Genomic DNA, 21007 nt, shown 5'->3' with positions numbered 1-21007 from the left:
GTCACGCAGGTCTCACGCCTGTTCGGCGACCGGGGCGGCGAACTGCGACTGGTACAGCCGCGCGTACGCGCCGTCGGCCTCGAGCAGCCCGGCGTGAGTGCCCTGCTCGACGATGCGGCCGTGCTCCATGACGAGGATGAGGTCGGCGTCGCGGATGGTCGAGAGGCGGTGCGCGATGACGAAGCTGGTGCGGCCCCGGCGCAGCTCGGCCATGGCCTGCTGGACGAGGACCTCGGTGCGGGTGTCCACCGAGCTCGTCGCCTCGTCGAGGATGAGGATCTGCGGGTCCGCGAGGAACGCGCGGGCGATGGTGATCAGCTGCTTCTCGCCGGCGGAGACGCCCCCGCCCTCCTCGTCGATGACCGTCTCGTACCCCTCGGGCAGGGCGTGGACGAAGCGGTCCACGCTGGTGGCCCGCGCGGCCGCGAGGACGTCCGCGGGGGTGGCCCCGGCCCGCCCGAAGGCGATGTTCTCGGCGATCGTGCCCTTGAACAGCCAGGTGTCCTGGAGCACCATCCCGACCTGGTCGCGCAGGTCCTCCCGGCTCATGCGGCGAGTGTCGACGCCGTCGAGGCTGATGGTGCCGGCGTCGATCTCGTAGAACCGCATGATGAGGTTGACCAGGGTCGTCTTGCCCGCGCCGGTGGGGCCGACGACGGCGATGGTCTGGCCCGGCTCGACGACGAGGTTGAGGTCCTCGATGAGCGGGGTGTCCGGCGTGTACCGGAAGCTGACGTGGGAGAACTCCACCCGGCCGCGGACCTGGGCGGGCCGCTCGGACGGCACTGGGTCGGGCGTCTCCTCCTCCGCGTCCAGGAGCTCGAAGATCCGCTCGGCCGAGGCCACCCCGGACTGGACCAGGTTGGACATCGAGGCGATCTGGGCCAGGGGCTGGCTGAACTGGCGGGAGTACTGGATGAACGCCTGCACCTCCCCGAGCGTCAGCGCGCCGGACGCGACCCGCAGCCCGCCGACCACCGCGACCAGGACGTAGTTGAGGTTCGAGACGAAGCTCATCACCGGCATGATCGTCCCGGAGATGAACTGGGCCTTGAAGCTCGAGCGGTACAGCCGGTCGTTCTCGGTCTCGAAGCTCGCCGTGAAGGTGTCCTGGGCGTTGAACGCGGTGACGAGCTCGTGCCCGGTGAAGGCCTCCTCCACCCGGCCGCCGAGGTCCCCGGTGGACTTCCACTGCATGACGAACTGTCCCTGGGCCCGCTTGGCGATAACGACCGTGAGGATCGCCGAGAGCGGCACGGTGACCAGCGCGATGAGGGCGAGCTGCCAGGAGAGGTAGAACATCATGACCAGCACGCCGATGACGGTGAGGACGCTGGTGACGAGCTGCGAGAGCGTCTGCTGCAGGCTCTGGGTGACGTTGTCGATGTCGTTGGTCACCCGGGACAGGACGTCGCCGCGGGGCTGGGCGTCGAGGTGGGCCAGGGACAGCCGGTCGATCTTGGCCTGGACGTCCTGGCGCAGCCGGTAGCCGGTGCGCTGCACGACCCCGGCGAGGATGCGTCCCTGGAGCCACAGGAACACCGCGGAGAGCACGTAGACGCCCAGCACCAGGAGGATCGTGCGTCCCAGCGCGTCGAAGTCGATGCCCTGCCCGGGCACGAGGTGCTTCATGCCGGCGACCATGTCGGCGATCTGCCCGTGGCCGCTGGCCCGGAGCCCCTCGACGGCCTGCTGCTGGGTGACGCCGGCGGGCAGCATGCGCCCGACGACGCCGTTGAAGACGATGTTGGTCGCGTCGCCGAGGATCTTCGGGCCGAGCACGGCCAGCGCGACCGACACCGACCCGAGGATCCCGACGGCGATCAGCCGCGGGCGCTCCGGGCGCAGGGTCCGCACCAGCCGCCGCAGCGAGGCGCCGAAGTGCATGGACTTCTGCCCGGGGGCCACGCCGGGCCGGCCGCCGGGGCCGGGCCCGTGCGCGCTCATGCCGCCTCCTCCGCGCTGAGCTGGGACAGGACGATCTCCTGGTAGGTCGCGTTGGCGTCCATGAGCTCCTGGTGGGTGCCCGAGCCGACCACCTGGCCGGCGTCCAGGACGACGATGGTGTCCGCGTCGCGGATGCTCGCCACCCGCTGGGCGACGACGAGCACGGCCGCGCCGCGCGTCGCCCGGGGCAGCACGGCGCGCAGCCGGGCGTCGGTGGCGTAGTCGAGGGCGGAGAAGGCGTCGTCGAAGAGGTAGATGTCCGCCCGGCGCACCAGCGCCCGGGCGATGGCCAGGCGCTGGCGCTGCCCGCCGGAGAAGTTCGTGCCGCCCTGCTCCACCGGGGCGTCGAGACCCCCGGGCAGCGCCTCGACGAAGTCCCGGGCCTGGGCGACCTCGAGGGCCTCCCACAGCTCGGCGTCGGTGGCCGCGGGCCGGCCGTGGCGCAGGGTGGAGGCGACGGTGCCGGAGAAGAGGTAGGCCTTCTGGGGCACGAGCGCGACGTGCTCGCGCAGCTCGCGCGGATCCACCTCCCGCACGTCCACCCCACCCATCCGCACCGCGCCGGCGGTGACGTCGATGAGGCGCGGGATGAGGTTGACCAGGGTGGTCTTGCCCGCGCCGGTGGAGCCGATCACCGCGGTGGTCCGGCCCGGCTCCAGCCGCAGGGTGACGTCGCGGAGCACGGGGGCCTGGGCGCCGGCGTAGCCGAAGGTGGCCCCGTCGAGCTCGACGGCGAGGTGCCGGCCGAGCGCGCCGTCCGCGCCGCGCAGCTCGCCGGCGGCGCCCGGCACGTCGCCGCCGCGGAACCCGTCGCCGCCGCGGAACCCGTTACCGGCCCGCACCCCGTTACCGGCCCGCACCCCGTCGCCGACCGCCGGGCCGCCCGGAGGCCCGGCGGCCGCCGCACCACCCGTGCCAGCGCGTGCCGCGGCGCCCACCGTGGCGAGGCGCACCGGCTCGGCGGGGGCGACGATCTCCGGGTCGGTGGCGAGCACCTCGCCGAGGCGCTCGGCGGAGACCTGGGCGCGCGGCACCATCATGAACATCATGACCGCCATGAGGACGGACATGAGGATCTGCATGAGGTAGTTGAGGAAGGCCACGAGCGACCCGACCGGCATCGCGCCGTCGTCGATCCGCCCCGCCCCGAACCAGATCACCGCCGCCGACGAGGCGTTCATGATGAGCATGACCGCGGGGAACACCAGCGCCATGAGCCGGCCGACGCCGAGCGCCGTCCGGAACAGCTCGGTGCTGGCCCCCTCGAACCGCTCCCGCTCGGTCGGCTGCCGGTTGAAGGAGCGGACCACCCGGACGCCGGCGATCTGCTCGCGCAGCACGAGGTTGATCCGGTCCAGCCGCTTCTGCATCTTCCGAAACAGCGGCCCCATGCGCCAGATCGCCAGTCCCATGACCACCGCGAGCAGCGGCACGACCACGAGGAGCAGCGCGGAGAGGCCCACGTCCTGGTGCAGCGCCATGACCACGCCGCCGACCATCATGATCGGGGCCATCACCATGATGGTGAAGGTCAGCAGGGTCACCATCTGCACCTGCTGGACGTCGTTGGTCGAGCGGGTGATGAGCGACGGGGCCCCGAAGCGGCCCATCTCCGCGAGCGAGAAGCGCTGCACCCGGTCGAAGACGGCCGAGCGCAGGTCCCGGCCCGCGGTCATGGCGGTGCGCGCGCCCACGTAGACGGCGAGGATCGCGCAGGTCACCTGCACCGCCGTGATGCCGAGCATCACGGCGCCGGTGCGCATGATGTAGCCGGTGTCGCCGCGCACGACGCCGTCGTCGATGATGTCCGCGTTGAGGGTGGGCAGGGACAGCGCGGCCAGCGTCTGCACGAGCTGGAGCGCGACCACCAGCGCGACGTCGCGGCGGTAGGGGCGCAGGAAGCGCCGCAGGACACGGATGAGCATCGGACCCCTTCGGGCGGTGCCGCGAGGGCCGCGGCGAGCACACAGTATGCGATGGCACCGACAGCGTCCCGCACCGTGCGGGCGGCGCCGGCCCGCCTCCGCGCACGGCGAAATGAACGCCCCTCGGAGTGGGGGGTCAGCCTGAGCCGATGCGGACGCGGTCGCCGTCGTCGCGCGCCTCGGTGCCGAGGGCGGCGCACGCGGCCCGCAGGCGCCGGCGTACCCAGGCCGCGTCGTCGCCTGCGGCGAGCTCGGTCAGCGCCAGGCGCAGCCGCACCGGCACCGCCTCCACCGCCCGGACGGTCCCGCCCGCCAGGTGCACCAGCCACAGGGCGCCCAGGTCGTTGCGCAGCGTCGGGTGCACCGCGTAGTCGTCGAGGAAGTCACCGAGGTCGAAGAGCACCCGCCCGGCCACGCCCTGGACGACGTGCGCGGAATGCCCGGCCACGAGCGCGGCACCGGCGGCGACCAGCTCCGCCGCGGCGCGGCGCACGTACGGCAGCGGCTCGGTCGCCATGTTCGGCCCCCAGTGCGGGCTGACGAGCACCGGCGCGCCGGCGCCGCCGATCGCCGCGGTGACCCAGCCGGGCACGGCGGAGCGCAGGTCGGCGAAGGCGACGCCGGGCCGGTCCGGCGCGGCGGCGAAGTCGGCCGGGTGGTCGGTCAGGCCCAGCAGCGCCAGCGGCTCGCCGGCGACGTCGAGCGCCCCGGGGCGACGCGCCGCGGCGACGTCGGGACCGGCGCCGACGGCGACGACGCCCGCGGCCGCGAGGTGCTCGAGGGTGTCGACCAGCGCGTCACGGCCGTAGTCGAGGGCGTGGTTGTTGGCCAGGGTCACCGCCCGCACGCCGAGCTCGGCGAGCCGGTCGGCGGCGAGGGGCGGGGCCCGGAAGAAGAACGGCTTGCCCGGCGCGAGCCACCGCCGGCCGCGGGCGGAGACGCAGCACTCGAGGTTGAGGACGACGGCGTCGGCCGCGGCCAGCGCGGCGCGCAGCCGCGGCCCCACCAGCGGCGCCCGCGGATCCTCGGCCAGGACCTCCGCGACGCGCCGGCCGAGCATCGTGTCGCCCGCGAGGGCCAGCACGGCCATGCCGCCTCCTGCGCTCGGCGCCTCGACGGTGCGGCTCGTCCCCGGTCCCGGCCGCGCCGCGGACCGGGGACGCGGCGGGTCAGGGGCGCGGCGGCTGGGCGCCGTCGTCGCCGGGGTCCTGCGGCGGCGGCGCGAAGCGGGTGTCGTCGCCGCTGAGCTCCTCCGCCCGGCGCAGCGCCTCGCGGCGGGCCCGCTCCCCGCCGGCGCCGAGCGCGTCGTCGCGGCGCCGCTCGGCGCGGGTCGGGCCCTCCTCGGCCGGGCGCTGCCCGCGCTCGGCGCTGGAGGAGAACGGCATGCCCGAGGCCGTGCCCGCCGTCGTCGCCTCCGAGGTGGCCCGCTCGGCGGAGGAGCGCGCCTCGGCGAGGGCCTCGTCGGGGTCCTGCAGGCTGGTCTCCTGCAGGTCCCCGGCGAGCGCGCCGCCCTGCGGGCCGAAGTCGACCGGCGGGACCGGCTCGCCGCCGCCCTCGCCGCCACCGACGCGCCCGTTGCCACCGAAGGCCCCGGTGATCGAGCTCAGCGCGGCGGTGAACTCGGTGGGGATGACCCACATCTTCGAGGAGCTGCCCTCGGCGATCTTGGGCAGGGTCTGCAGGTACTGGTAGGCCAGCAGCTTGGGGTCGGCGTTGCCGCGGTGGATGGCGTCGAAGACCTGCAGGATGGCCCGGGACTCACCCTGCGCCTTGAGGATCGCCGACTGCGCCTGGCCCTCGGCGCGCAGGATCGCCGACTGCTTCTCGCCCTCGGCCGTGAGGATCTGGGACTGCTTGACGCCCTCGGCCGTGAGGATCGTGGCGCGCCGGTCCCGCTCGGCGCGCATCTGCTGCTCCATCGCGCCCTGGACGGAGGCGGGCGGGTCGATCGCCTTGAGCTCGACGCGGTTGACGCGGATGCCCCACCGGCTCGTGGCCTCGTCCAGCACCCCGCGCAGCTGGCCGTTGATCTGGTCGCGGCTGGTCAGGGTCTGCTCGAGGTCCATCGAGCCGATGACGTTGCGCAGCGTGGTGACGGTCAGCTGCTCGATGCCGGTGATGAAGTTGGCGATCTCGTAGGTGGCCGACTTGGGGTCGGTGACCTGGAAGTAGATCACGGTGTCGATGCTGACGACGAGGTTGTCGGAGGTGATCACCGGCTGGGGCGGGAAGGAGACCACCTGCTCGCGCAGGTCCACGGTGGAACGCACCCGGTCGACGAACGGGATGAGGAAGTGCAGCCCGGCGTGCATCGTCGTCTGGTACTTGCCCAGCCGCTCGACGATGAGCGCCACCGCTTGCGGCACGATGCGGACGGCGCGCCAGATCGCGACGATCACGACGATGGCGAGCAGGACGAGGATGGCGGTCAGGAAAAGGCTGCCCAGGCTCTCGGTCATGGCGCTCCTTGGTCGGGGATCAGGGGTGCAGCGTGGTGTCGGCGGTCGCCTCGACGACGGCGATCGCGCCGTCGATGCGCACCACGCGCACCGTGGTGCCGGCGGGCAGGACGGTGCCGGGGCGCGCGGCGCGTGCCGTCCAGACCTCGCCCATGAGCTTGATGCGCCCCGCCCGCTCGGTGACGTCGATGAGGACGGTGGCCTCGCGCCCGACGTGCGCGGCGACGTTGGTGAGGGTCTCGGGGGTCGACCGGGCCAGCAGCCGCTTGGCCCACGGCCGCACGCCGAAGAGCAGGACGACCGAGACGACGGCGAAGACCAGCACCTGCCCCCACAACGGGGCGCCGAGGAGGGCGGCGAGGGCGCCGGCGAGCGCTCCCCCGGCGAACATGAGGAAGATGAGGTCGACCGTGACCAGCTCGACGACGCCGAGGACCAGCGCGGCCCCGAGCCACCAGAGCCAGGCCATGTGCGCTCCCCTCACCCGTCCTGACGTGCGCGGTTGCGCAACCGTGTGGCCCAGATCCTACCCGTCGCGGCGGGCGCCGGGACGAGAACCGCCCGGTTTGCGGACGGGAAGGCGTGGTTTCTGGGGCGCGGGGCGTGGGGGCTGGCGGGACGCCCTACCGGTGGTCAGCGCCCCATGGGAACTTCGTCCGGCATAGCCGGACGAAGTTTTCCCACTGTGGTCCTGAGGCCACGGCGGACGGAGACCGACAGGCGTCGCACTGCTCGCCCCGACGGCGTCGAGGCCGTGCGTTCGCCGCGCCGGGCGCCTGTGCGGTCTGTTCGCCGCGCCCGGCGCCTGTGCGGTCTCAGGAGACGTGCGCCCCGGCCCGCGCGCCGGCGCCCGCGGCCCGGGCGCTGAACCGGTCGCGGTGGCGCTCGACCTCGAGCTCGAGCCCGAAGGCACGGGAGAGGTTCTGCGGCGTCAGGACGTCGTCGATCGGCCCGGCGGCCTCCACCACGCCCTCGCGCAGCAGCAGGGCGTGGGTGAAGCCCGGCGGGATCTCCTCGACGTGGTGGGTGACCATCACGATCACCGGCGCCCGGTTGTCGCCGGCGAGCTCAGCGAGGGCGGCCATGAGCTCCTCCCGCCCGCCGAGGTCGAGGCCGGCGGCCGGCTCGTCGAGCAAAAGCACCTCGGGGTCGGGCATGAGCGCCCGGGCGATCTGGACGCGCTTGCGCTCGCCGGAGCTGAGCGTGCCGTAGGTGCGCGCGGCCAGGTGGCCGACGCCGAAGACGTCGAGCAGCGCCTGGGCCCGGTCGGTGTCGAGGGTCTCGTACTGCTCGCGCCACCGGCCGGTGATGCCGTAGGAGGCGGTGACGACGACGTCGATCACCCTCTCCCCCATCGGCAGGCGCTGGTCGAGGGCCGCCGAGGCGAGCCCGACCAGCGGGCGCAGCTCGTTGACGTCGACCTTGCCGAGCTGCTCGCCGATGATCGTCACCGTGCCGGACGTGGGGTGCAGCCGGCCCGCGACCATCTGGATGATGGTCGTCTTGCCGGCGCCGTTGGGGCCGAGCACCACCCAGCGCTCGCCCTCGTTCACGGACCAGTCGACCCCGCCGAGGATCGTCTTGGTCCCGCGGCGCACGGAGACCCCGGCCAGCTCGAGCACATCACCCATGCCTCGACCCTAGATCACTCCTCGGTCCTGCCCCGCGCGCGCACGCCGCGCGAGACGCATCCCGGCCCGCGGCGGTGCGGGCCCGCGGCGGGGCCCGCCCGGACAGGTTCCGGACACCGTGCGGCGGGTCGTGGGCCGCCGGGCCGTCCGCGGCTGGCGCGGGTTCGTATCGTGGTACCCATGTCCGGCCCGGCGATCCTCGAGCTCCCCGCCTCGGTCACGCTCGCGCTGTGGCTCCCGACCGTCACCGACCGCGACTCCGCCTTCCGGGCCGCGCGCGCCGTCGCCCGGTCCGGCGAGCACCACGAGGTCCACGTCCGCCCGCGGGCGGCGGCCGAGACGGTCCCGTCCCCCGTGGCCCGGCGTGGTCCCGACGTGACGGCGTCCGCCTGGCTGGCCGCCCTGCACGAGCTCTTCACCGGCCTGACCCCGGTGATCGAGGTCGCCGCGCTGCTGCCGCGGGCCGGGGACCCCATGGGCGCGCCGGCCGCCCGGTCGGCGGACCTGCTCGACGCCGGCGAGGGGCTTCTGCTGCGCCGGGCGGACGGCGCCGCGGAGGTGTGCAGCGTCGTCGTCCCGGTGCGCAGCACCTACGGCAGCATCTACGAGCGCGGCGAGCTGGTGACCTGGACGGTTGAGCAGGACATCACCGACCTCCTGCCCGCGCCCAGCCTGCTGCTCGCCGGGGTGGACTCCGTCTCCCAGGCGCGCCGGGAGATCCAGCTGGCGCTGACCGAGGCCGTCGAGGTGCTCGAGGACCTCGACGTCGCCCGCGACCGCCCGGACCTGGCCGAGCACCTGCTCGACCTCTCGCTCGCCACCCTGCCGGACCGCCTGCTGCCCCCGGGCCTGGACCCGCGCCAGCTCGACGTCCTCGAGCGCGCGGCGCGGCTGCTCGCCATCATCGACCTGGCCCTGAGCGACGACGGCGGTGCCGTGACGGCGGCGCAGATCTCCCAGCGGGCGTCGGCGCTGGCGTCGGTCGAACGGGCCGCCCGGCACGCGCTGTGCGCGGCCAGCGCGACCCGGCCCGCCCGGCGACCCTGACACCGGCGGCCGGCGTCCCGGCGGCCGGCGCCCCGGCCCAGCCCCCGCGGGCGGCGCCGGCGCGAGCGCTCAGGCGGACCGGCTCCGGTACCCGGACAGGACCGTCTCGTAGACCTCGATGGTGCGCTGGGCGATCGCGTCCCAGGAGAAGTGCTCCTCGACCCGCCGGCGCGCGGCGACGCCCATCTGCGCCGCCCGCTCCCGGTCGGTGACCACCTCCGTCAGCGCCGCGGCCAGGTCGTGCTGGAACTTCTCCGGGTCCAGCGGCGTGCCGGTGCCGTCGGTGGCCTGCTCGATCGGGACGAGGAGGCCCGTGACGCCGTCGTCGATCACCTCGGGGATCCCGCCCGTCGCGGTGCCCACCACCGGCAGCCCGACGGCCATGGCCTCGAGGTTGACGATGCCGAGCGGCTCGTAGATCGACGGGCAGACGAACACCGTGCTGGCGGCCAGCACCGCGATGAGCTCGCGCCGGGGCAGCATCTCCTCGATCCAGACCACCCCGGCGCGGCGGTCCTGCAGGTCCTCCACCAGCCCGGTGACCTCCGCCGCGATCTCCTTGGTGTCCGGCGCGCCGGCGCACAGCACGAGCTGGACCTCCGCCGGCAGCTGCTCGACGGCGCGCAGCAGGTGCGGCAGGCCCTTCTGCCGGGTGATACGGCCGACGAAGACGACCGTGGGCCGGTCGGGCTCGACGCCGAGCCGGGCCAGCGTGGCCCGGGCCGCCTCCCGCGCGGCGTCGTCCTGCGGGCGGTGCCACCCGGACAGGTCGATGCCGTTGTGGACGACGTGCACCTTGTTCGGGTCCACCTGGGGGTAGGCGCGCAGGATGTCGTCGCGCATGCCGCCGGAGACGGCGATGACGCCCGCCGCCTGCTCGTAGGCGGTGCGCTCGGCCCAGCTCGACAGGGCGTACCCGCCGCCCAGCTGCTCGGCCTTCCACGGGCGCAGCGGCTCGAGAGAGTGGGCGGAGAGCACGTGGGGGACGTCGTTGAGCAGCGAGCCCAGCGTGCCGGCGAGGTTGGCGTACCAGGTGTGGGAGTGGACGAGGTCCGTCCCGGCCAGGTTCCCGGCGATCTGAAGGTCGACGCCAAACGTCCGCAGGGCGGCGTTGGCCCGCTCCAGCTCGGGCAGCTCGTCGTAGCCGGTGACCGGGACCTCGGCGTCGTGGTGGGTGTCGCCGTTCAGGCGCGGCCCGTCGAAGGCGTGCACGCGCACGTCGATGCTCTTGGCGAGCACCCGGGCGAGCTCGGTCACGTGGACGCCGGCGCCGCCGTACACGTGTGGTGGGTACTCCCGGGTGAGCATGTCGACCCTCATGCCAGTTCCTTCCCTCGTCCCCCGGCCGGCGCGGCCTTGCGCGGCACCTAAGGATGCCCACACCGGACGTGATGCGGACAACACGAGGCAATTTGTTGCCGTTCTTCTGCCGATGGCGGCGCCGCGCCATATCGTCTGTGGCATGGCGGCATCCCCACGCGTACTGGCCATCGTCCTGGCGGGCGGCGAGGGCAAGCGGCTGATGCCGCTGACGGCCGACCGCGCCAAGCCCGCGGTGCCCTTCGGCGGCATCTACCGGCTCATCGACTTCGCGCTGTCCAACCTCGTCAACTCCGGCTACCTGCGCATCGTCGTGCTCACCCAGTACAAGTCGCACAGCCTGGACCGGCACGTCGCCAAGACGTGGCGGATGTCGACGCTGCTGGGCAACTACGTCGCGCCGGTGCCCGCCCAGCAGCGGGTGGGCAAGCACTGGTACCTCGGCAGCGCCGACGCGATCTACCAGTCGCTCAACCTCATCGACGACGAGCGGCCCGACATCGTCGTCATCGTCGGCGCGGACAACATCTACCGCATGGACTTCTCGCAGATGGTCGAGCAGCACATCGACGCCGGCTTCCCGCTGACGGTGGCGGGCATCCGGCAGCCGCTGTCGCTGGCCGACCAGTTCGGCGTCATCGAGGCCGACGAGGACAACCCGCACAAGATCGGCGAGTTCCTCGAGAAGCCGACCGAGGCCCGCGGCCTGGCGGACTCCCCCACGGAGATCCTCGCCTCGATGGGCAACTACGTCATGGACGCCGACGCGCTCGTGGAGGCGGTCACCGCCGACGCGCGCGACGAGAGCTCCAAGCACGACATGGGCGGGTCGATCGTGCCCGCCTTCGTCAAGGACGGCGCCGCGGGTCTGTACGACTTCACCTTCAACGACGTGCCGGGCTCGACCGACCGGGACCGCAACTACTGGCGCGACGTGGGGACGGTGGAGGCCTTCTACGAGGCCAACCAGGACCTCATCTCCGTCTTCCCGGTGTTCAACCTCTACAACGAGCAGTGGCCGCTGTACACCGGGTACGTGGGGCTGCCGCCGGCGAAGTTCGTCTACGGCCACCGCGAGCGGCTGGGCCACGCGCTGGACTCGATCATCTCCCCCGGGGTCATCATCTCCGGCGGGGAGGTGGTCGGCTCCGTGCTCTCGCCCGGCACCCGGGTGAACTCGTGGTCCTCGGTGCGTGACTCCGTCCTCTTCGACGGCGTCAACATCGGCCGCAACGCCACCGTCAACCGGGCCATTCTCGACAAGAACGTCGTCGTCGAGCCCGGCGCGCAGCTGGGCCTGGACCGCGAGCGCGACCTCGAGCGCGGCTTCACGGTCACCGAGAGCGGGATCACCGTGGTCCCCAAGGGCGGGGTCGTCCGGCGCTGAGCGGACGCCGCGGCGATCGGCCTGCCTGATGGGCACCCCCGCCGCGGCCCCCCGGGCCGCACCTACCCTGATCCGGTGAGCCAGGACCCCATCGAGAGCCCCGCCGCGCCCGCCGCCGTCCCGCCGTCTGCCGCCGTCCGCGCCGGGCTGGTCGCCCCGCGGCCGATCCCCGCGACGCTGGTGCGGCACGCCGAGACGCTGCTGGAGCGGGTCGGCGACGGCGTCACGGTCACCGACACGTCCCGCGCCGGCTGGTACGGCCTCGCCCTCACGGGCCGCCTGCGCCCCGGCGCCGCGGTGGAGGAGGCGCGGGCGGAGCTGCGCACGCCCGCCATCGCGCTCGGCGTGGACGCCGCCCTGACGACCGGGCCGCTCGCCGCCGAGGGCGTGGGCCTGCTGGTCACGGACGTCGACTCGACCTTCATCACCGCCGAGGTCATCGAGCTGATCGCCGAGCACGCGGGCACCCGCGAGCAGGTGGCGGAGGTGACCGAGCGGGCCATGCGCGGCGAGCTCGACTTCGCCGCGAGCCTGCGCGAGCGGGTGGCCACCCTCGCCGGCCTGGACGTCGCGGTCCTGGAGGACGTGCGCGCCGCCGTGACGCTGACGCCGGGGGCGCGCGAGCTCGTCGAGGCGGTGCACGCCGGCGGCGGGCGGGTGGGCCTGGTCTCCGGCGGCTTCGCCGAGATCGTCGACCCGCTGGCCCGGTCGCTCGGCATCGACCACGTCGTGGCGAACCGCCTGGAGGTCGACGGCGGCCGCCTCACCGGCCGCACGGTCGGCCCCGTCATCGACCGCGCCGCGAAGGAGACGCACCTGCGCGCCTGGGCCCGGGCGGACGGGGTCCCGATGGAGCGGGTGGTGGCGGTCGGCGACGGCGCGAACGACCTCGGCATGCTCGCCGCAGCCGGGCTGGGCGTGGCCTTCTGCGCCAAGCCCATAGTGAAGGCCGAGGCCGCCGCCGCCGTGGGATTTCCCCGGCTGGACGCCGTCCTCGGCCTGGTGGGGCGCTGAGTCAGCGCAGGGTGGGTTCGAGCTCTTCAGCGACGAACTCGGTGGGTGCCTCGGCCTCGACCGGGGCGGCGGTCTCCTTCTCCGGCTCGGCCTTCGGAGTCGTCTCCTCCTGGCGGCGACGGCGCTCCCTCTCGGCCCGGTAGTAGTCGCTGTAGCTTCCGTAACACATATCGGCTCCTCCCTCCGACCCCTCGATTGTCTCTCGCCCGCGGGTGTGCGGCCAGGGGGAGCGCAGGGGGAACGGCAGCCGTGTCAGCGGCCCGGGGAGGCCCGCGCCAGGCCGGTGGCGGTGCGGGCACCGATGCCGGTCCCGGAGCCGACGAGCCGTCAGTGCGGCGAGCGGACCAGCCGGTCGAGGTGGGCGGTGCTGCGCTCGAGGTCGCGCCAGGTGCCCGGCACGGTCAGCACGCAGGCGGTGGCGGTGGGCACCCCGAGGCTGACCTGCCGCGCCAGGTCGTCGCGGGTGTCGTGCAGCAGGTAGGCCAGCCCGGAGATGGTCGGCTCGTGCCCGACGACGAGCACCGTGCGGGCCGCCTCGGCGACATCCTGCAGCAGCCCGAGCACGGCGCGCGGGCCGCCCTGGTAGAGGTCGTCGACCACGCTCTGCTCGCGCACGGGCAGGCCCGCGGCGACCAGCTTGAGGGTCTCGGTGGTGCGCAGCGCCGAGGAGACGAGCGCGAGGTCGACCGCGCCGGCCGCCTCGGCCAGCTGCGGTCCCAACGCGCTCGCCTGCCGCCGGCCTTTGGCGGCCAGCGGCCGCATCGCGTCCCCGAGGTCCCCCTCCGGCTCCGCCTTGGCGTGCCGGAGGAGCACGAGGGTGTGCGCCATCAGATCCCCATCGCGTGCACACCGCCGTCGGCGTGCACGATCTCCCCGGTGGTGGCCGGCAACCAGTCCGAGCACAGCGCCACGACGGTGCGCGCCGTCGGCTCGGCGTCGGTGACGTCCCAGCCCAGCGGGGCGCGCTCGCCCCAGCCGCCCTCGACCTGGTCGAAGCCGGGGATGGAGGTCGCGGCCGTCGTCCGGATGGGGCCGGCGGAGACGAGGTTGACGCGGATGCCGTCCCGGCCCAGGTCGCGGGCGAGGTAGCGGGAGGTGGACTCGAAGGCGGCCTTGGCCACGCCCATCCAGTCGTAGACGGGCCAGGCGAAGGAGGCGTCGAAGGTCAGGCCGACGACGGCGGAGCCCGGGCCCATCAGCGGCTTGGCGGCCGCGGCGAGGGACTTCAGCGAGAAGGCGGAGATCTCCACGGCCGTGGAGACGTCCTTCCACTCGGCGGCGAGGAAGTTGCCGCCCATGACGGACTGGGGCGCGAAGCCGATGGAGTGCACGACGGCGTCGAGGTGGTCGGCGTGCTCACGGACGGCGTCGGCGAGGTTGGCGAGGTCCTCGTCGCTCTGGACGTCCAGCTGGACCACCGGCGCGGGCTGCGGCAGGCGGCGGGCGGTGATCTCGGTGAGGCGGAACTGGCGGCCGAAGGAGGACAGGATCACGCGCGCGCCCTGCTCCTGGGCGAGCCGTGCCACGTGGAAGGCGATGGAGTTGTCCTTCAGGACCCCGGTGACCAGGATCGTCTTGCCCTCGAGCAGGCCCATGTGCGTTGTCTCCTTCTACTCGGCACGCCGGGGTGCCGCGGGTGGTTGTCGGTGAGGTGCGGGTGGGTCAGTGGCCCATGCCCAGGCCGCCGTCCACGGGGATGACGGCGCCGGAGATGTAGGCGGCGGCGTCGCTGGCGAGGAAGTGCACGGCGGCGGCGACGTCGTCGACCGCGCCGAAGCGCCCGGCCGGGATGGCGGCGAGATAGGCCTGCTGCTGCTTCTCGGGCAGCGCCTGCGTCATCGCGGTGTCGATGAAGCCGGGGGCGACGACGTTGGCGGTGATGCCGCGCCCGCTCAGCTCGCGGGTGATCGAGCGGGCCATGCCGATCAGCCCCGCCTTGGACGCGGAGTAGTTGACCTGGCCGGGCCCGCCGTACGTGGCGACGACGGAGGAGATGAGCACGACCCGGCCGCGGCGCAGGCGGATCATCCCCTTGCTGGCGCGGCGGGCGACGCGGAAGGCGCCGGCGAGGTTGGTGTCGAGCACGGTGTCGAAGTCCTCGTCGCTCATGCGCATGAGGAGCTGGTCGCGGGTGACCCCGGCGTTGGCGACGACCACCTCGACCGGGCCGTGCTGAGCCTCGATCTCGGTGAAGGCGGCGTCGATCGAGGCGGTGTCGCGCACGTCGCCGACGACGCCGAGCACGCCCGCGGGCAGCTCCCCGGAGCGGTAGATGGTGGCCACCTTGTCCCCGGCGGCCACGAACCGCTCCGCGATGGCGCGGCCGATGCCCCGGTTCGCCCCGGTCACCAGCACACTGCGCCCGCCCTGCTCGCTCACCCGTCGTCTCCCGTTCGTCTGGCTGTCGCTGCGGGGAAACCGTAGCCGACGGCGCACCGCCCGGGCGAAGCCGTCCCCGCGCACGGACCGCCCCGGACGGGTGGTGACGCCGCCTCGGGCGATGGTCGCCGGCCGCCCAGGGCCACCCCGCCGGCCGGTGACAGGTGACGCGGACCGGGCTCCGCCCTCGGCCCGGCCGCGGCGTAGCCTGGTGGGGTGAGGGGACGAAAGGGCCACAAGGCCGAGCCGGTCTACGCGATCACCTCCGCCCCGCGTGCCCTGGCCGAGGACGTGCACGCGCGGACGGTGCGCTACCTCACGTCGATGGGCATCCGCACCTCCTGCATGATCTTGCTGCTCGTCGTGCCAGGGTGGTGGAAGTGGGTGTGCGGGGCGGGCGCGATCTTCCTGCCCATGCTCGCCGTCCTCTTCGCCAACGCCGGGCGCGAACGCCCGAAGGAGCCCGAGGCGCTGCTGCCCCAGCCCGGCGGCGACGAGCCGAAGCAGCTGCCCCGCCTGCCCTACGACCCCAAGACGGAGTACCTCGCATGAGCCCCGACGCCGCGCTGCCCTATGTCGAGGACGTCGGGCAGCTGGTCTGCAGCGCCAAGGGGTGCCGGGAGCCGGCCGTGCACGCGCTGCTGTGGAACAACCCGCGCCTGCACACGGCCGGACGGCGCAAGGTGTGGCTGGCCTGCGACGCGCACCGCGAGCACCTCTCGCAGTTCCTCGCCGCGCGCTCCTTCCTCCGCGACGTCGTCGGCGTCGACGAGCTCGCCGAGTCGCACGGGTGAGCGCGCCGACGCCCCCGGCCCGGCGCTACGCCTTCCTCAGGACCCCCCGCTGGATCGGCCTCATCGCCCTGATGGTCGCCGTCGCGGTCGCCTGCGTGTTCCTCGGCCGCTGGCAGTGGCACCGGTACGAGTCCCGCCACGCCGACTCCCGCCAGATCGGTGCCGTCTACGACGCCGCGCCCGTCCCCCTCGAGGACGTGCTCACCGGGACCGGCGTGCCGCCCGGGCACGAGTGGCGGCCGGTGACCATGACCGGGCGCTACGTCGACGGCGGGACGGTGGTGCTGCGCAACCGTCCCGCGGAGGGCCAGGCGGCCGGGCACCTGGTGGCCCCGTTCGTCGCCCGGCTCGGTGACGGGCGGGAGGTCGTCGTCGTCGTGGACCGCGGCTGGCTGCCCGCCGACGAGGTGGAGGAGCCGGGCAGCGCCCTGCCCCAGCCGCCGAGCGGCCAGGTGACCGTGACGGGGCGGCTCCGCGCGCCCGAGGCGCCCGTGGACCGCAAGCGGCCCCACGGGCAGATCTACACCCTCACCCCGCCGCAGGTCCTCGCCGCGGCCGCCCAGGTGACCGACGTGTCGGCGGCGGCCGGGCTGCCCGTCATGGACGGCTACGTCCTGGGTGCCGCGGAGCGGCCGCCGGCCGCCGTCGCGCTCGGCACGTACTCCCGGCCGAGCCTGAACTGGGGCCTGAACCTCTCCTACACCATCCAGTGGGGGCTGTTCGCGGCGGCCGCGCTGGGCGCGATCGTCATCCTCGCCCGGCGGGAGGCCGCCGAGCGCGCCGGCATGGGGCCGGTGCGCCGGGTCACCCGCGACGACCTCGAGGAGGACCTGGAGGTCTCCGAGCAGCTGCGCCGGGCCGCGCGGGGCCTGCCGGCGGCGCCGCGACGCGAGGGCGGGTCCGGACGGCCCGAGCTCCTCGTCATGCCCGAACCGGCCGCGCTGCCGCCGGCGGACGACGCCGGGCGGGCACCGGGCGCGCAGGACTGATCCCGTCAGCCAACCTGCCATCCTGGCTGCAGCCAACCTGCCATGGTGGCTACGGCCAGACGGCCATGGTGGTCGCTGGGACCAGCGTGCCCGCGGACAGGGCGCGGATCAGGCCAGCGTGACCAGGTCGAGGTAGCTGTCGTTCCAGAGGTCCTCGTCGGCGTCGGGCAGCAGCAGCACCCGCTCGGGCTGCAGGGCCTCGACGGCGCCCTCGTCGTGGGTGACGAGCACGACGGCGCCGGTGAAGCTGCGCAGCGCGGCGAGGATCTCCTCGCGGCTGGCCGGGTCGAGGTTGTTCGTCGGCTCGTCGAGCAGCAGCACGTTGGCGGAGGAGACCACGAGGACCGCGAGCGCGAGCCGGGTCTTCTCCCCGCCGGAGAGCACCTTGGCGGGCTTGTCGGCGTCCTCCCCGGAAAAGAGGAAGGAGCCGAGCACGCTGCGCACGCCGGTCTCGTCCAGGTCCGGGGCGGCCGAGCGGAGGTTCTCGACCACGGTGCGCTCGACGTCGAGGGTCTCGTGCTCCTGGGCGTAGTAGCCGACCTTGAGGCCGTGCCCGGGGATGACGTCGCCGGTGTCGGGGTTTTCCACGCCGCCGAGGATCCGCAGGAGCGTGGTCTTGCCGGCGCCGTTCATGCCGAGGATGACCACCTTGGACCCGCGGTCGATGGCCAGGTTGACGTCGGTGAAGACCTCGAGGGAGCCGTAGGACTTGCTCAGCCCCTCGGCCGTCAGCGGGGTCTTGCCGCACGGGGCGGGGTCGGGGAAGCGCAGGTGCGCGACCTTGTCCGCGCGGCGGGTGTCCTCCAGGCCGGCCATGAGCCGCTCGGCGCGCCGGGCCATGTTCTGGGCGGCGACGGTCTTGGTCGCCTTGGCGCGCATCTTGTCGGCCTGCGCCATGAGGGCCCCGGCCTTCTTCTCGGCGTTGGCCCGCTCGCGGCGGCGGCGCCGCTCGTCCGCCTCGCGCTGCTTGACGTAGGCGTCCCAGCCCATGTTGTACACGTCGAGGACGCCGCGGTTGGCGTCGAGGTAGAAGACGTGGTTGACCGTCTCGCGCAGCAGCTCGACGTCGTGGCTGATGACGATGAACCCGCCGTTGTAGGTCTTGAGGTAGTCGCGCAGCCAGATGATCGAGTCGTGGTCGAGGTGGTTGGTCGGCTCGTCCAGCAGGAGGGTGTCGACGCCCGAGAACAGGATCCGCGCGAGCTCCACGCGGCGGCGCTGGCCACCGGAGAGGGTCTCCAGCGGCTGCTCGAGCACGCGCTGGGGCAGGCCGAGGTTGGAGGTGATGCGGGCGGCCTCGGCGTCCGCGGCCCAGCCGCCCTGGGCGGTGAACTCGGCATCGAGGCGGGCGTAGCGCTCCATCGCCTTGACCTGGGCGTCGCCGGTGGCGGTGGCCATGGTCTGCTCCGCCTTGCGGATGCGGCGCAGGATGGCGTCGATGCCGCGGGCGGAGAGGACCCGGTCGCGGGCCAGGACGTGCAGGTCGCCGGTGCGCGGGTCCTGCGGCAGGTAGCCGATCTCCCCCGTGCGCACGATCTGGCCGGTGTGCTCGATGACGGAGGCGGTCTCCTCCTGGCCGGAGAGCAGCTTGGTCAGCGTGGTCTTGCCCGCGCCGTTGCGGCCCACGAGCCCGATGCGCATCCCCGCGTCGACACGGAACGACGCCTCGTGCAGCAGCTCACGGGCGCCGATGCGTACGGAGACGTCATGGGCGGTGATCACAGGCAGACCTCAAGACATGTCATGGGAAGGGGGGTACGCCGCGGGGCGCGGTTCCAGTGTACGGCGGTCCGCTTCGCGCGTTCTTGCCATTTTCGCCACGTCCGACGGCGGCGCACGCCGCACCGCCCCCGGCCGCCATGGCGCCCGCCGCGCTCGGGACGGCCGGCGGCGCGGGGCGGCCGGCGGCTCGGGGCGGCCCGGGGCTCAGCCGGCCAGCACCTCCCGCAGCGCGTGGTCGCCGACGGCGCGCAGCACCGGTGCGTCGTCGGAGTGGGCGAGGAGGGCGGTGGCGAGCGCGAGGGCCCAGGCGCGGGCGCGGCGCCAGGTGGCGGCGTCGTAGGCGTGACCCAGCGCCCGGACGAACCGCTCCCGCCCGGTGGCGTCGAAGGTCAGCCAGGCGGCGGCGAGGTCGGTGGCCGGGTCGCCCGCGGTGAGGTCGCCGAAGTCGAGGACCGCCGCCAGGCCGCCGTCGGCCACGACGAGATTCGCCGGGTGGAGGTCGCCGTGGAGCCACAGCGCCGGCCCGGCCCACGCCGGCGTCGCGCTGAGCTCGGTCCACAGCGCGGCGGCGCGATCCGCCTGCGGGACGAGCCCGCTGGTGAGCCGGCCGATGACGGCGTCGCGGCGGGCGGCCAGCGGCACCCCGCGGACTGGGTTGTGCGGGGCGTCCGGGGGCGCGGGCCGGTGGAGCGCGGCGACGACGGCGGCCAGCGGCTCGGCCTGCGCGCGCCGCTCCCCCGCCGGCACCTCGGCCGCCGTCGTCCCGGGCCTCCACCGCGTCACCGTCCACGCCCACGGGTAGCCCAGACCCGGCACGCCGCGGCGCACGGGGACCGGGACGGCGACCGGCAGGCGTCTCGCGAGCTCGGGGAGCCAGCGCTGCTCGTGCTCGATGAGGTCGGCCGCGGCCGCGCGGCGCGGCAGCCGGACGGCGAGGTCGTCGCCGAGCCGGTAGATGACGTTGTCCCAGCCGCTGGCGACCAGGCGGAGCGGCGGCCCGGCGAGGTCGGCGTGCTGGGCCGCGAGCAACCGGCGCACGAGGTCGGTGTCGACGGCGACCTCGGCGGCGGGCTTGTCGGCCACCTGCTGCTCCTCCGCTTCTCGGTGCGCTCCCGTTCGGAACGCGGTGTGCAGGATCCCACGTCGGGGCAGGATGGCGTCCGGCCGCGTGTCGGCCGCAACCTTCCCCCGGCAGGGCGGCCCGCCCGCCACCGCATTACGGTCGGCCTATGACCTTCAACGACGACGTCCGTGCGGACACCAGCCGGGTGCGCCGCGGCGGCGGCAAGGGCATCGCCGTCGGCGGCGGCGCCGGACTGGTTGCGCTGCTCGTCCTCCTGTTCACGGGCCAAGACATCTCGAGGTTCCTGCCCGGTGGCCAGCAGACCGCCGCGCCCGCCCAGGACTTCGCGCACTGCGTGACCGGAGCGGACGCCAACCGCTACACCGACTGCCGCATGGTCTACACCGCCGACGCGCTCGACCAGTACTGGCTGGCGGCGCTGCCCGAGCAGGGCGGGGTGCAGTACCGCGAGCCGACCTTCCAGCTCTTCGAGGGTCAGGTGGCGACCGGCTGCGGCAGCGCGACCTCCGCCGTCGGGCCGTTCTACTGCCCGCCCGACGAGAGCGTGTACCTCGACCTGGGCTTCTTCGACCAGCTCGAGACCCAGCTCGGCGCGGAAAACGCGCCGCTGGCGCAGGAGTACATCGTGGCCCACGAGTGGGGCCACCACATCCAGAACCAGCTCGGCACGATGGCCACCATCGACCAGCGCTCGACCGGCCCGCAGTCCGACGGCGTGCGCCTGGAGCTGCAGGCCGACTGCTACGCCGGGCTGTGGGTGGGCCACGCCGCCAGCGTCGTCGACCCCGACTCGGGCCAGACCTTCCTCCAGCCGCCGACGCCGGAGCAGATCGGCGACGCGCTCGACGCCGCGGCGGCCGTGGGCGACGACCGGATCCAGGCCGGGGCGGGCCAGCAGGTCAACCCCGAGTCGTGGACGCACGGGTCGTCGGAGCAGCGGGTGCGGTGGTTCACCACCGGGTACGAGCAGGGCACGCTGGCCGCCTGCGACACGTTCGCCGCGCAGCAGCTGTAGGGGCCCCACGAATCCGGCGCCAACCGGAGCCGCGAACCGTCCGGCCCGGCGTGAGTGGAGACCATGTCGACCTTCGCTGAAGCTTCCGTACGGATAGTCCGCACGTGCTCTTCGGCCAGCGTCGCCTGAGCGCCACCGCCGACCGGACGGGCGGTGGGGCCACTGGCATCCGGTCGCGGCGGCCGATGGGCCAACGCCGTCACGGCGATGGCCAACGCGGTTGCGCACGCCGCTCGCGTTTGATGATCCGCTCGCGGCTGTCGGCGGGCGCCCGGCGCCCGTCTGTGGGAATCC

The 21007-nt window shown here is 74.1% G+C and carries 20 protein-coding genes; 7 read left to right on the top strand and 13 right to left on the bottom strand.

Annotation, left to right across the window (positions count from 1 at the left end):
• Positions 1-12 precede the first annotated feature (12 nt).
• The 6 genes from GD880_RS17065 to GD880_RS17040 all read right to left on the bottom strand — a co-directional run bounded on the left by GD880_RS17065 (position 13) and on the right by GD880_RS17040 (position 7962).
• Entirely contained in the window at positions 13-1947 is a 1935-nt protein-coding gene (locus GD880_RS17065; protein ID WP_152232812.1) for an ABC transporter ATP-binding protein, read from the bottom strand.
• The gene (locus GD880_RS20895; protein WP_226909775.1) at positions 1944-3872 is read right to left on the bottom strand and encodes an ABC transporter ATP-binding protein; all 1929 of its coding nucleotides are present in this window, start codon (positions 3870-3872) and stop codon (positions 1944-1946) included. Before GD880_RS20895 ends, GD880_RS17065 begins: the two co-directional genes overlap by 4 nt.
• Before the next feature lie 136 nt (positions 3873-4008).
• Complete coding sequence (locus GD880_RS17055; protein ID WP_152232811.1) at positions 4009-4962, bottom strand: CapA family protein; 954 nt, start codon at positions 4960-4962, stop codon at positions 4009-4011.
• Between the two features lie 79 nt (positions 4963-5041).
• A complete protein-coding gene (locus GD880_RS17050) occupies positions 5042-6331 on the bottom strand; it encodes an SPFH domain-containing protein (RefSeq protein WP_152232810.1) in 1290 nt (429 codons plus the stop codon).
• A 19-nt stretch (positions 6332-6350) separates the two neighbouring features.
• Positions 6351-6800 carry an NfeD family protein gene (locus tag GD880_RS17045; RefSeq protein ID WP_152232809.1) on the bottom strand — a complete coding sequence of 150 codons (450 nt, stop codon included), beginning with the start codon at positions 6798-6800 and terminating at the stop codon, positions 6351-6353.
• Positions 6801-7146: 346 nt separating this feature from the next.
• Positions 7147-7962 (bottom strand): ABC transporter ATP-binding protein, encoded by an 816-nt coding sequence (locus tag GD880_RS17040; protein ID WP_152232808.1) that lies wholly within the window; start codon positions 7960-7962, stop codon positions 7147-7149.
• Positions 7963-8142: 180 nt separating this feature from the next.
• Between GD880_RS17040 and GD880_RS17035 the strand changes: the two genes are divergently transcribed.
• Positions 8143-9009 carry a hypothetical protein gene (locus tag GD880_RS17035; protein WP_152232807.1) on the top strand — a complete coding sequence of 289 codons (867 nt, stop codon included), beginning with the start codon at positions 8143-8145 and terminating at the stop codon, positions 9007-9009.
• A gap of 69 nt (positions 9010-9078) precedes the next feature.
• Here GD880_RS17035 and glgA read toward each other — a convergent pair whose 3' ends face one another.
• Entirely contained in the window at positions 9079-10329 is a 1251-nt protein-coding gene (gene glgA, locus GD880_RS17030; protein ID WP_152232806.1) for a glycogen synthase, read from the bottom strand.
• 142 nt (positions 10330-10471) lie between these two features.
• Here glgA and GD880_RS17025 point away from each other — a divergent pair, with 142 nt between their 5' ends.
• Positions 10472-11716, top strand: coding sequence for a glucose-1-phosphate adenylyltransferase (locus tag GD880_RS17025; RefSeq protein WP_152232805.1), 1245 nt, complete (start codon positions 10472-10474; stop codon positions 11714-11716).
• A gap of 333 nt (positions 11717-12049) precedes the next feature.
• Positions 12050-12730, top strand: coding sequence for a phosphoserine phosphatase SerB (serB, locus tag GD880_RS17020; RefSeq protein WP_452176752.1), 681 nt, complete (start codon positions 12050-12052; stop codon positions 12728-12730).
• 1 nt (position 12731) lies between these two features.
• Here serB and GD880_RS20470 read toward each other — a convergent pair whose 3' ends face one another.
• The 4 genes from GD880_RS20470 to fabG form a co-directional block, all read right to left on the bottom strand.
• Positions 12732-12899, bottom strand: coding sequence for a hypothetical protein (locus tag GD880_RS20470; protein ID WP_193314581.1), 168 nt, complete (start codon positions 12897-12899; stop codon positions 12732-12734).
• Between the two features lie 158 nt (positions 12900-13057).
• On the bottom strand, positions 13058-13558 hold the full coding sequence (locus GD880_RS17015) for a SixA phosphatase family protein (protein ID WP_152232804.1): 501 nt from the start codon (positions 13556-13558) through the stop codon (positions 13058-13060).
• Positions 13558-14325, bottom strand: a complete 768-nt coding sequence (gene fabI / locus GD880_RS17010; protein WP_152232803.1) for an enoyl-ACP reductase FabI — start codon at positions 14323-14325, stop codon at positions 13558-13560. The genes GD880_RS17015 and fabI overlap by 1 nt, the downstream gene beginning before the upstream one ends.
• 67 nt (positions 14326-14392) lie before the next feature.
• A complete protein-coding gene (gene fabG / locus GD880_RS17005) occupies positions 14393-15109 on the bottom strand; it encodes a 3-oxoacyl-ACP reductase FabG (RefSeq protein ID WP_152232802.1) in 717 nt (238 codons plus the stop codon).
• A gap of 216 nt (positions 15110-15325) precedes the next feature.
• Here fabG and GD880_RS17000 point away from each other — a divergent pair, with 216 nt between their 5' ends.
• The 3 genes from GD880_RS17000 to GD880_RS16990 are packed head-to-tail and all read left to right on the top strand — an operon-like array spanning position 15326 to position 16892.
• Positions 15326-15661 carry a DUF3099 domain-containing protein gene (locus GD880_RS17000; protein WP_152232801.1) on the top strand — a complete coding sequence of 112 codons (336 nt, stop codon included), beginning with the start codon at positions 15326-15328 and terminating at the stop codon, positions 15659-15661.
• Entirely contained in the window at positions 15658-15903 is a 246-nt protein-coding gene (locus tag GD880_RS16995) for a hypothetical protein (protein WP_152232800.1), read from the top strand. The genes GD880_RS17000 and GD880_RS16995 overlap by 4 nt, the downstream gene beginning before the upstream one ends.
• Complete coding sequence (locus GD880_RS16990) at positions 15900-16892, top strand: SURF1 family cytochrome oxidase biogenesis protein (protein WP_152232799.1); 993 nt, start codon at positions 15900-15902, stop codon at positions 16890-16892. The genes GD880_RS16995 and GD880_RS16990 overlap by 4 nt, the downstream gene beginning before the upstream one ends.
• A 108-nt stretch (positions 16893-17000) precedes the next feature.
• Here the strand turns inward: GD880_RS16990 and GD880_RS16985 are convergent, their stop codons facing one another.
• A complete protein-coding gene (locus GD880_RS16985) occupies positions 17001-18614 on the bottom strand; it encodes an ABC-F family ATP-binding cassette domain-containing protein (protein ID WP_152232798.1) in 1614 nt (537 codons plus the stop codon).
• 204 nt (positions 18615-18818) lie between these two features.
• Positions 18819-19697, bottom strand: coding sequence for an aminoglycoside phosphotransferase family protein (locus GD880_RS16980; RefSeq protein WP_152232797.1), 879 nt, complete (start codon positions 19695-19697; stop codon positions 18819-18821).
• A gap of 146 nt (positions 19698-19843) precedes the next feature.
• Between GD880_RS16980 and ypfJ the strand changes: the two genes are divergently transcribed.
• Positions 19844-20713: a KPN_02809 family neutral zinc metallopeptidase gene (gene ypfJ, locus GD880_RS16975; protein ID WP_152232796.1), complete on the top strand. Its 870-nt coding sequence runs from the start codon at positions 19844-19846 to the stop codon at positions 20711-20713.
• Positions 20714-21007: the final 294 nt, after the last annotated feature.

The organism is Georgenia ruanii, assembly GCF_009193175.1.
In the GTDB taxonomy this organism is placed as follows: Bacteria; Actinomycetota; Actinomycetes; order Actinomycetales; family Actinomycetaceae; genus Georgenia; species Georgenia ruanii.
The sequence above is the reverse complement of the archived record's forward strand: the minus strand, read 5'-3'. Positions and strand labels throughout refer to the sequence as shown.

What these genes read in the sequence shown, in the direction of transcription:
- GD880_RS17050 (WP_152232810.1), bottom strand. Translation starts at nt 6,331, where the DNA reads ATGACCGAGAGCCTGGGCAGCCTTTTCCTGACCGCCATCCTCGTCCTG.
- fabI (WP_152232803.1), bottom strand. Translation starts at nt 14,325, where the DNA reads ATGGGCCTGCTCGAGGGCAAGACGATCCTGGTCACCGGGGTCCTGAAG.
- GD880_RS20895 (WP_226909775.1), bottom strand. Translation starts at nt 3,872, where the DNA reads ATGCTCATCCGTGTCCTGCGGCGCTTCCTGCGCCCCTACCGCCGCGAC.
- GD880_RS17035 (WP_152232807.1), top strand. Translation starts at nt 8,143, where the DNA reads ATGTCCGGCCCGGCGATCCTCGAGCTCCCCGCCTCGGTCACGCTCGCG.
- ypfJ (WP_152232796.1), top strand. Translation starts at nt 19,844, where the DNA reads ATGACCTTCAACGACGACGTCCGTGCGGACACCAGCCGGGTGCGCCGC.
- GD880_RS20470 (WP_193314581.1), bottom strand. Translation starts at nt 12,899, where the DNA reads ATGTGTTACGGAAGCTACAGCGACTACTACCGGGCCGAGAGGGAGCGC.
- GD880_RS17065 (WP_152232812.1), bottom strand. Translation starts at nt 1,947, where the DNA reads ATGAGCGCGCACGGGCCCGGCCCCGGCGGCCGGCCCGGCGTGGCCCCC.
- GD880_RS17015 (WP_152232804.1), bottom strand. Translation starts at nt 13,558, where the DNA reads ATGGCGCACACCCTCGTGCTCCTCCGGCACGCCAAGGCGGAGCCGGAG.
- GD880_RS16995 (WP_152232800.1), top strand. Translation starts at nt 15,658, where the DNA reads ATGAGCCCCGACGCCGCGCTGCCCTATGTCGAGGACGTCGGGCAGCTG.
- GD880_RS17040 (WP_152232808.1), bottom strand. Translation starts at nt 7,962, where the DNA reads ATGGGTGATGTGCTCGAGCTGGCCGGGGTCTCCGTGCGCCGCGGGACC.
- glgA (WP_152232806.1), bottom strand. Translation starts at nt 10,329, where the DNA reads ATGAGGGTCGACATGCTCACCCGGGAGTACCCACCACACGTGTACGGC.
- GD880_RS17025 (WP_152232805.1), top strand. Translation starts at nt 10,472, where the DNA reads ATGGCGGCATCCCCACGCGTACTGGCCATCGTCCTGGCGGGCGGCGAG.
- GD880_RS17045 (WP_152232809.1), bottom strand. Translation starts at nt 6,800, where the DNA reads ATGGCCTGGCTCTGGTGGCTCGGGGCCGCGCTGGTCCTCGGCGTCGTC.
- GD880_RS17055 (WP_152232811.1), bottom strand. Translation starts at nt 4,962, where the DNA reads ATGGCCGTGCTGGCCCTCGCGGGCGACACGATGCTCGGCCGGCGCGTC.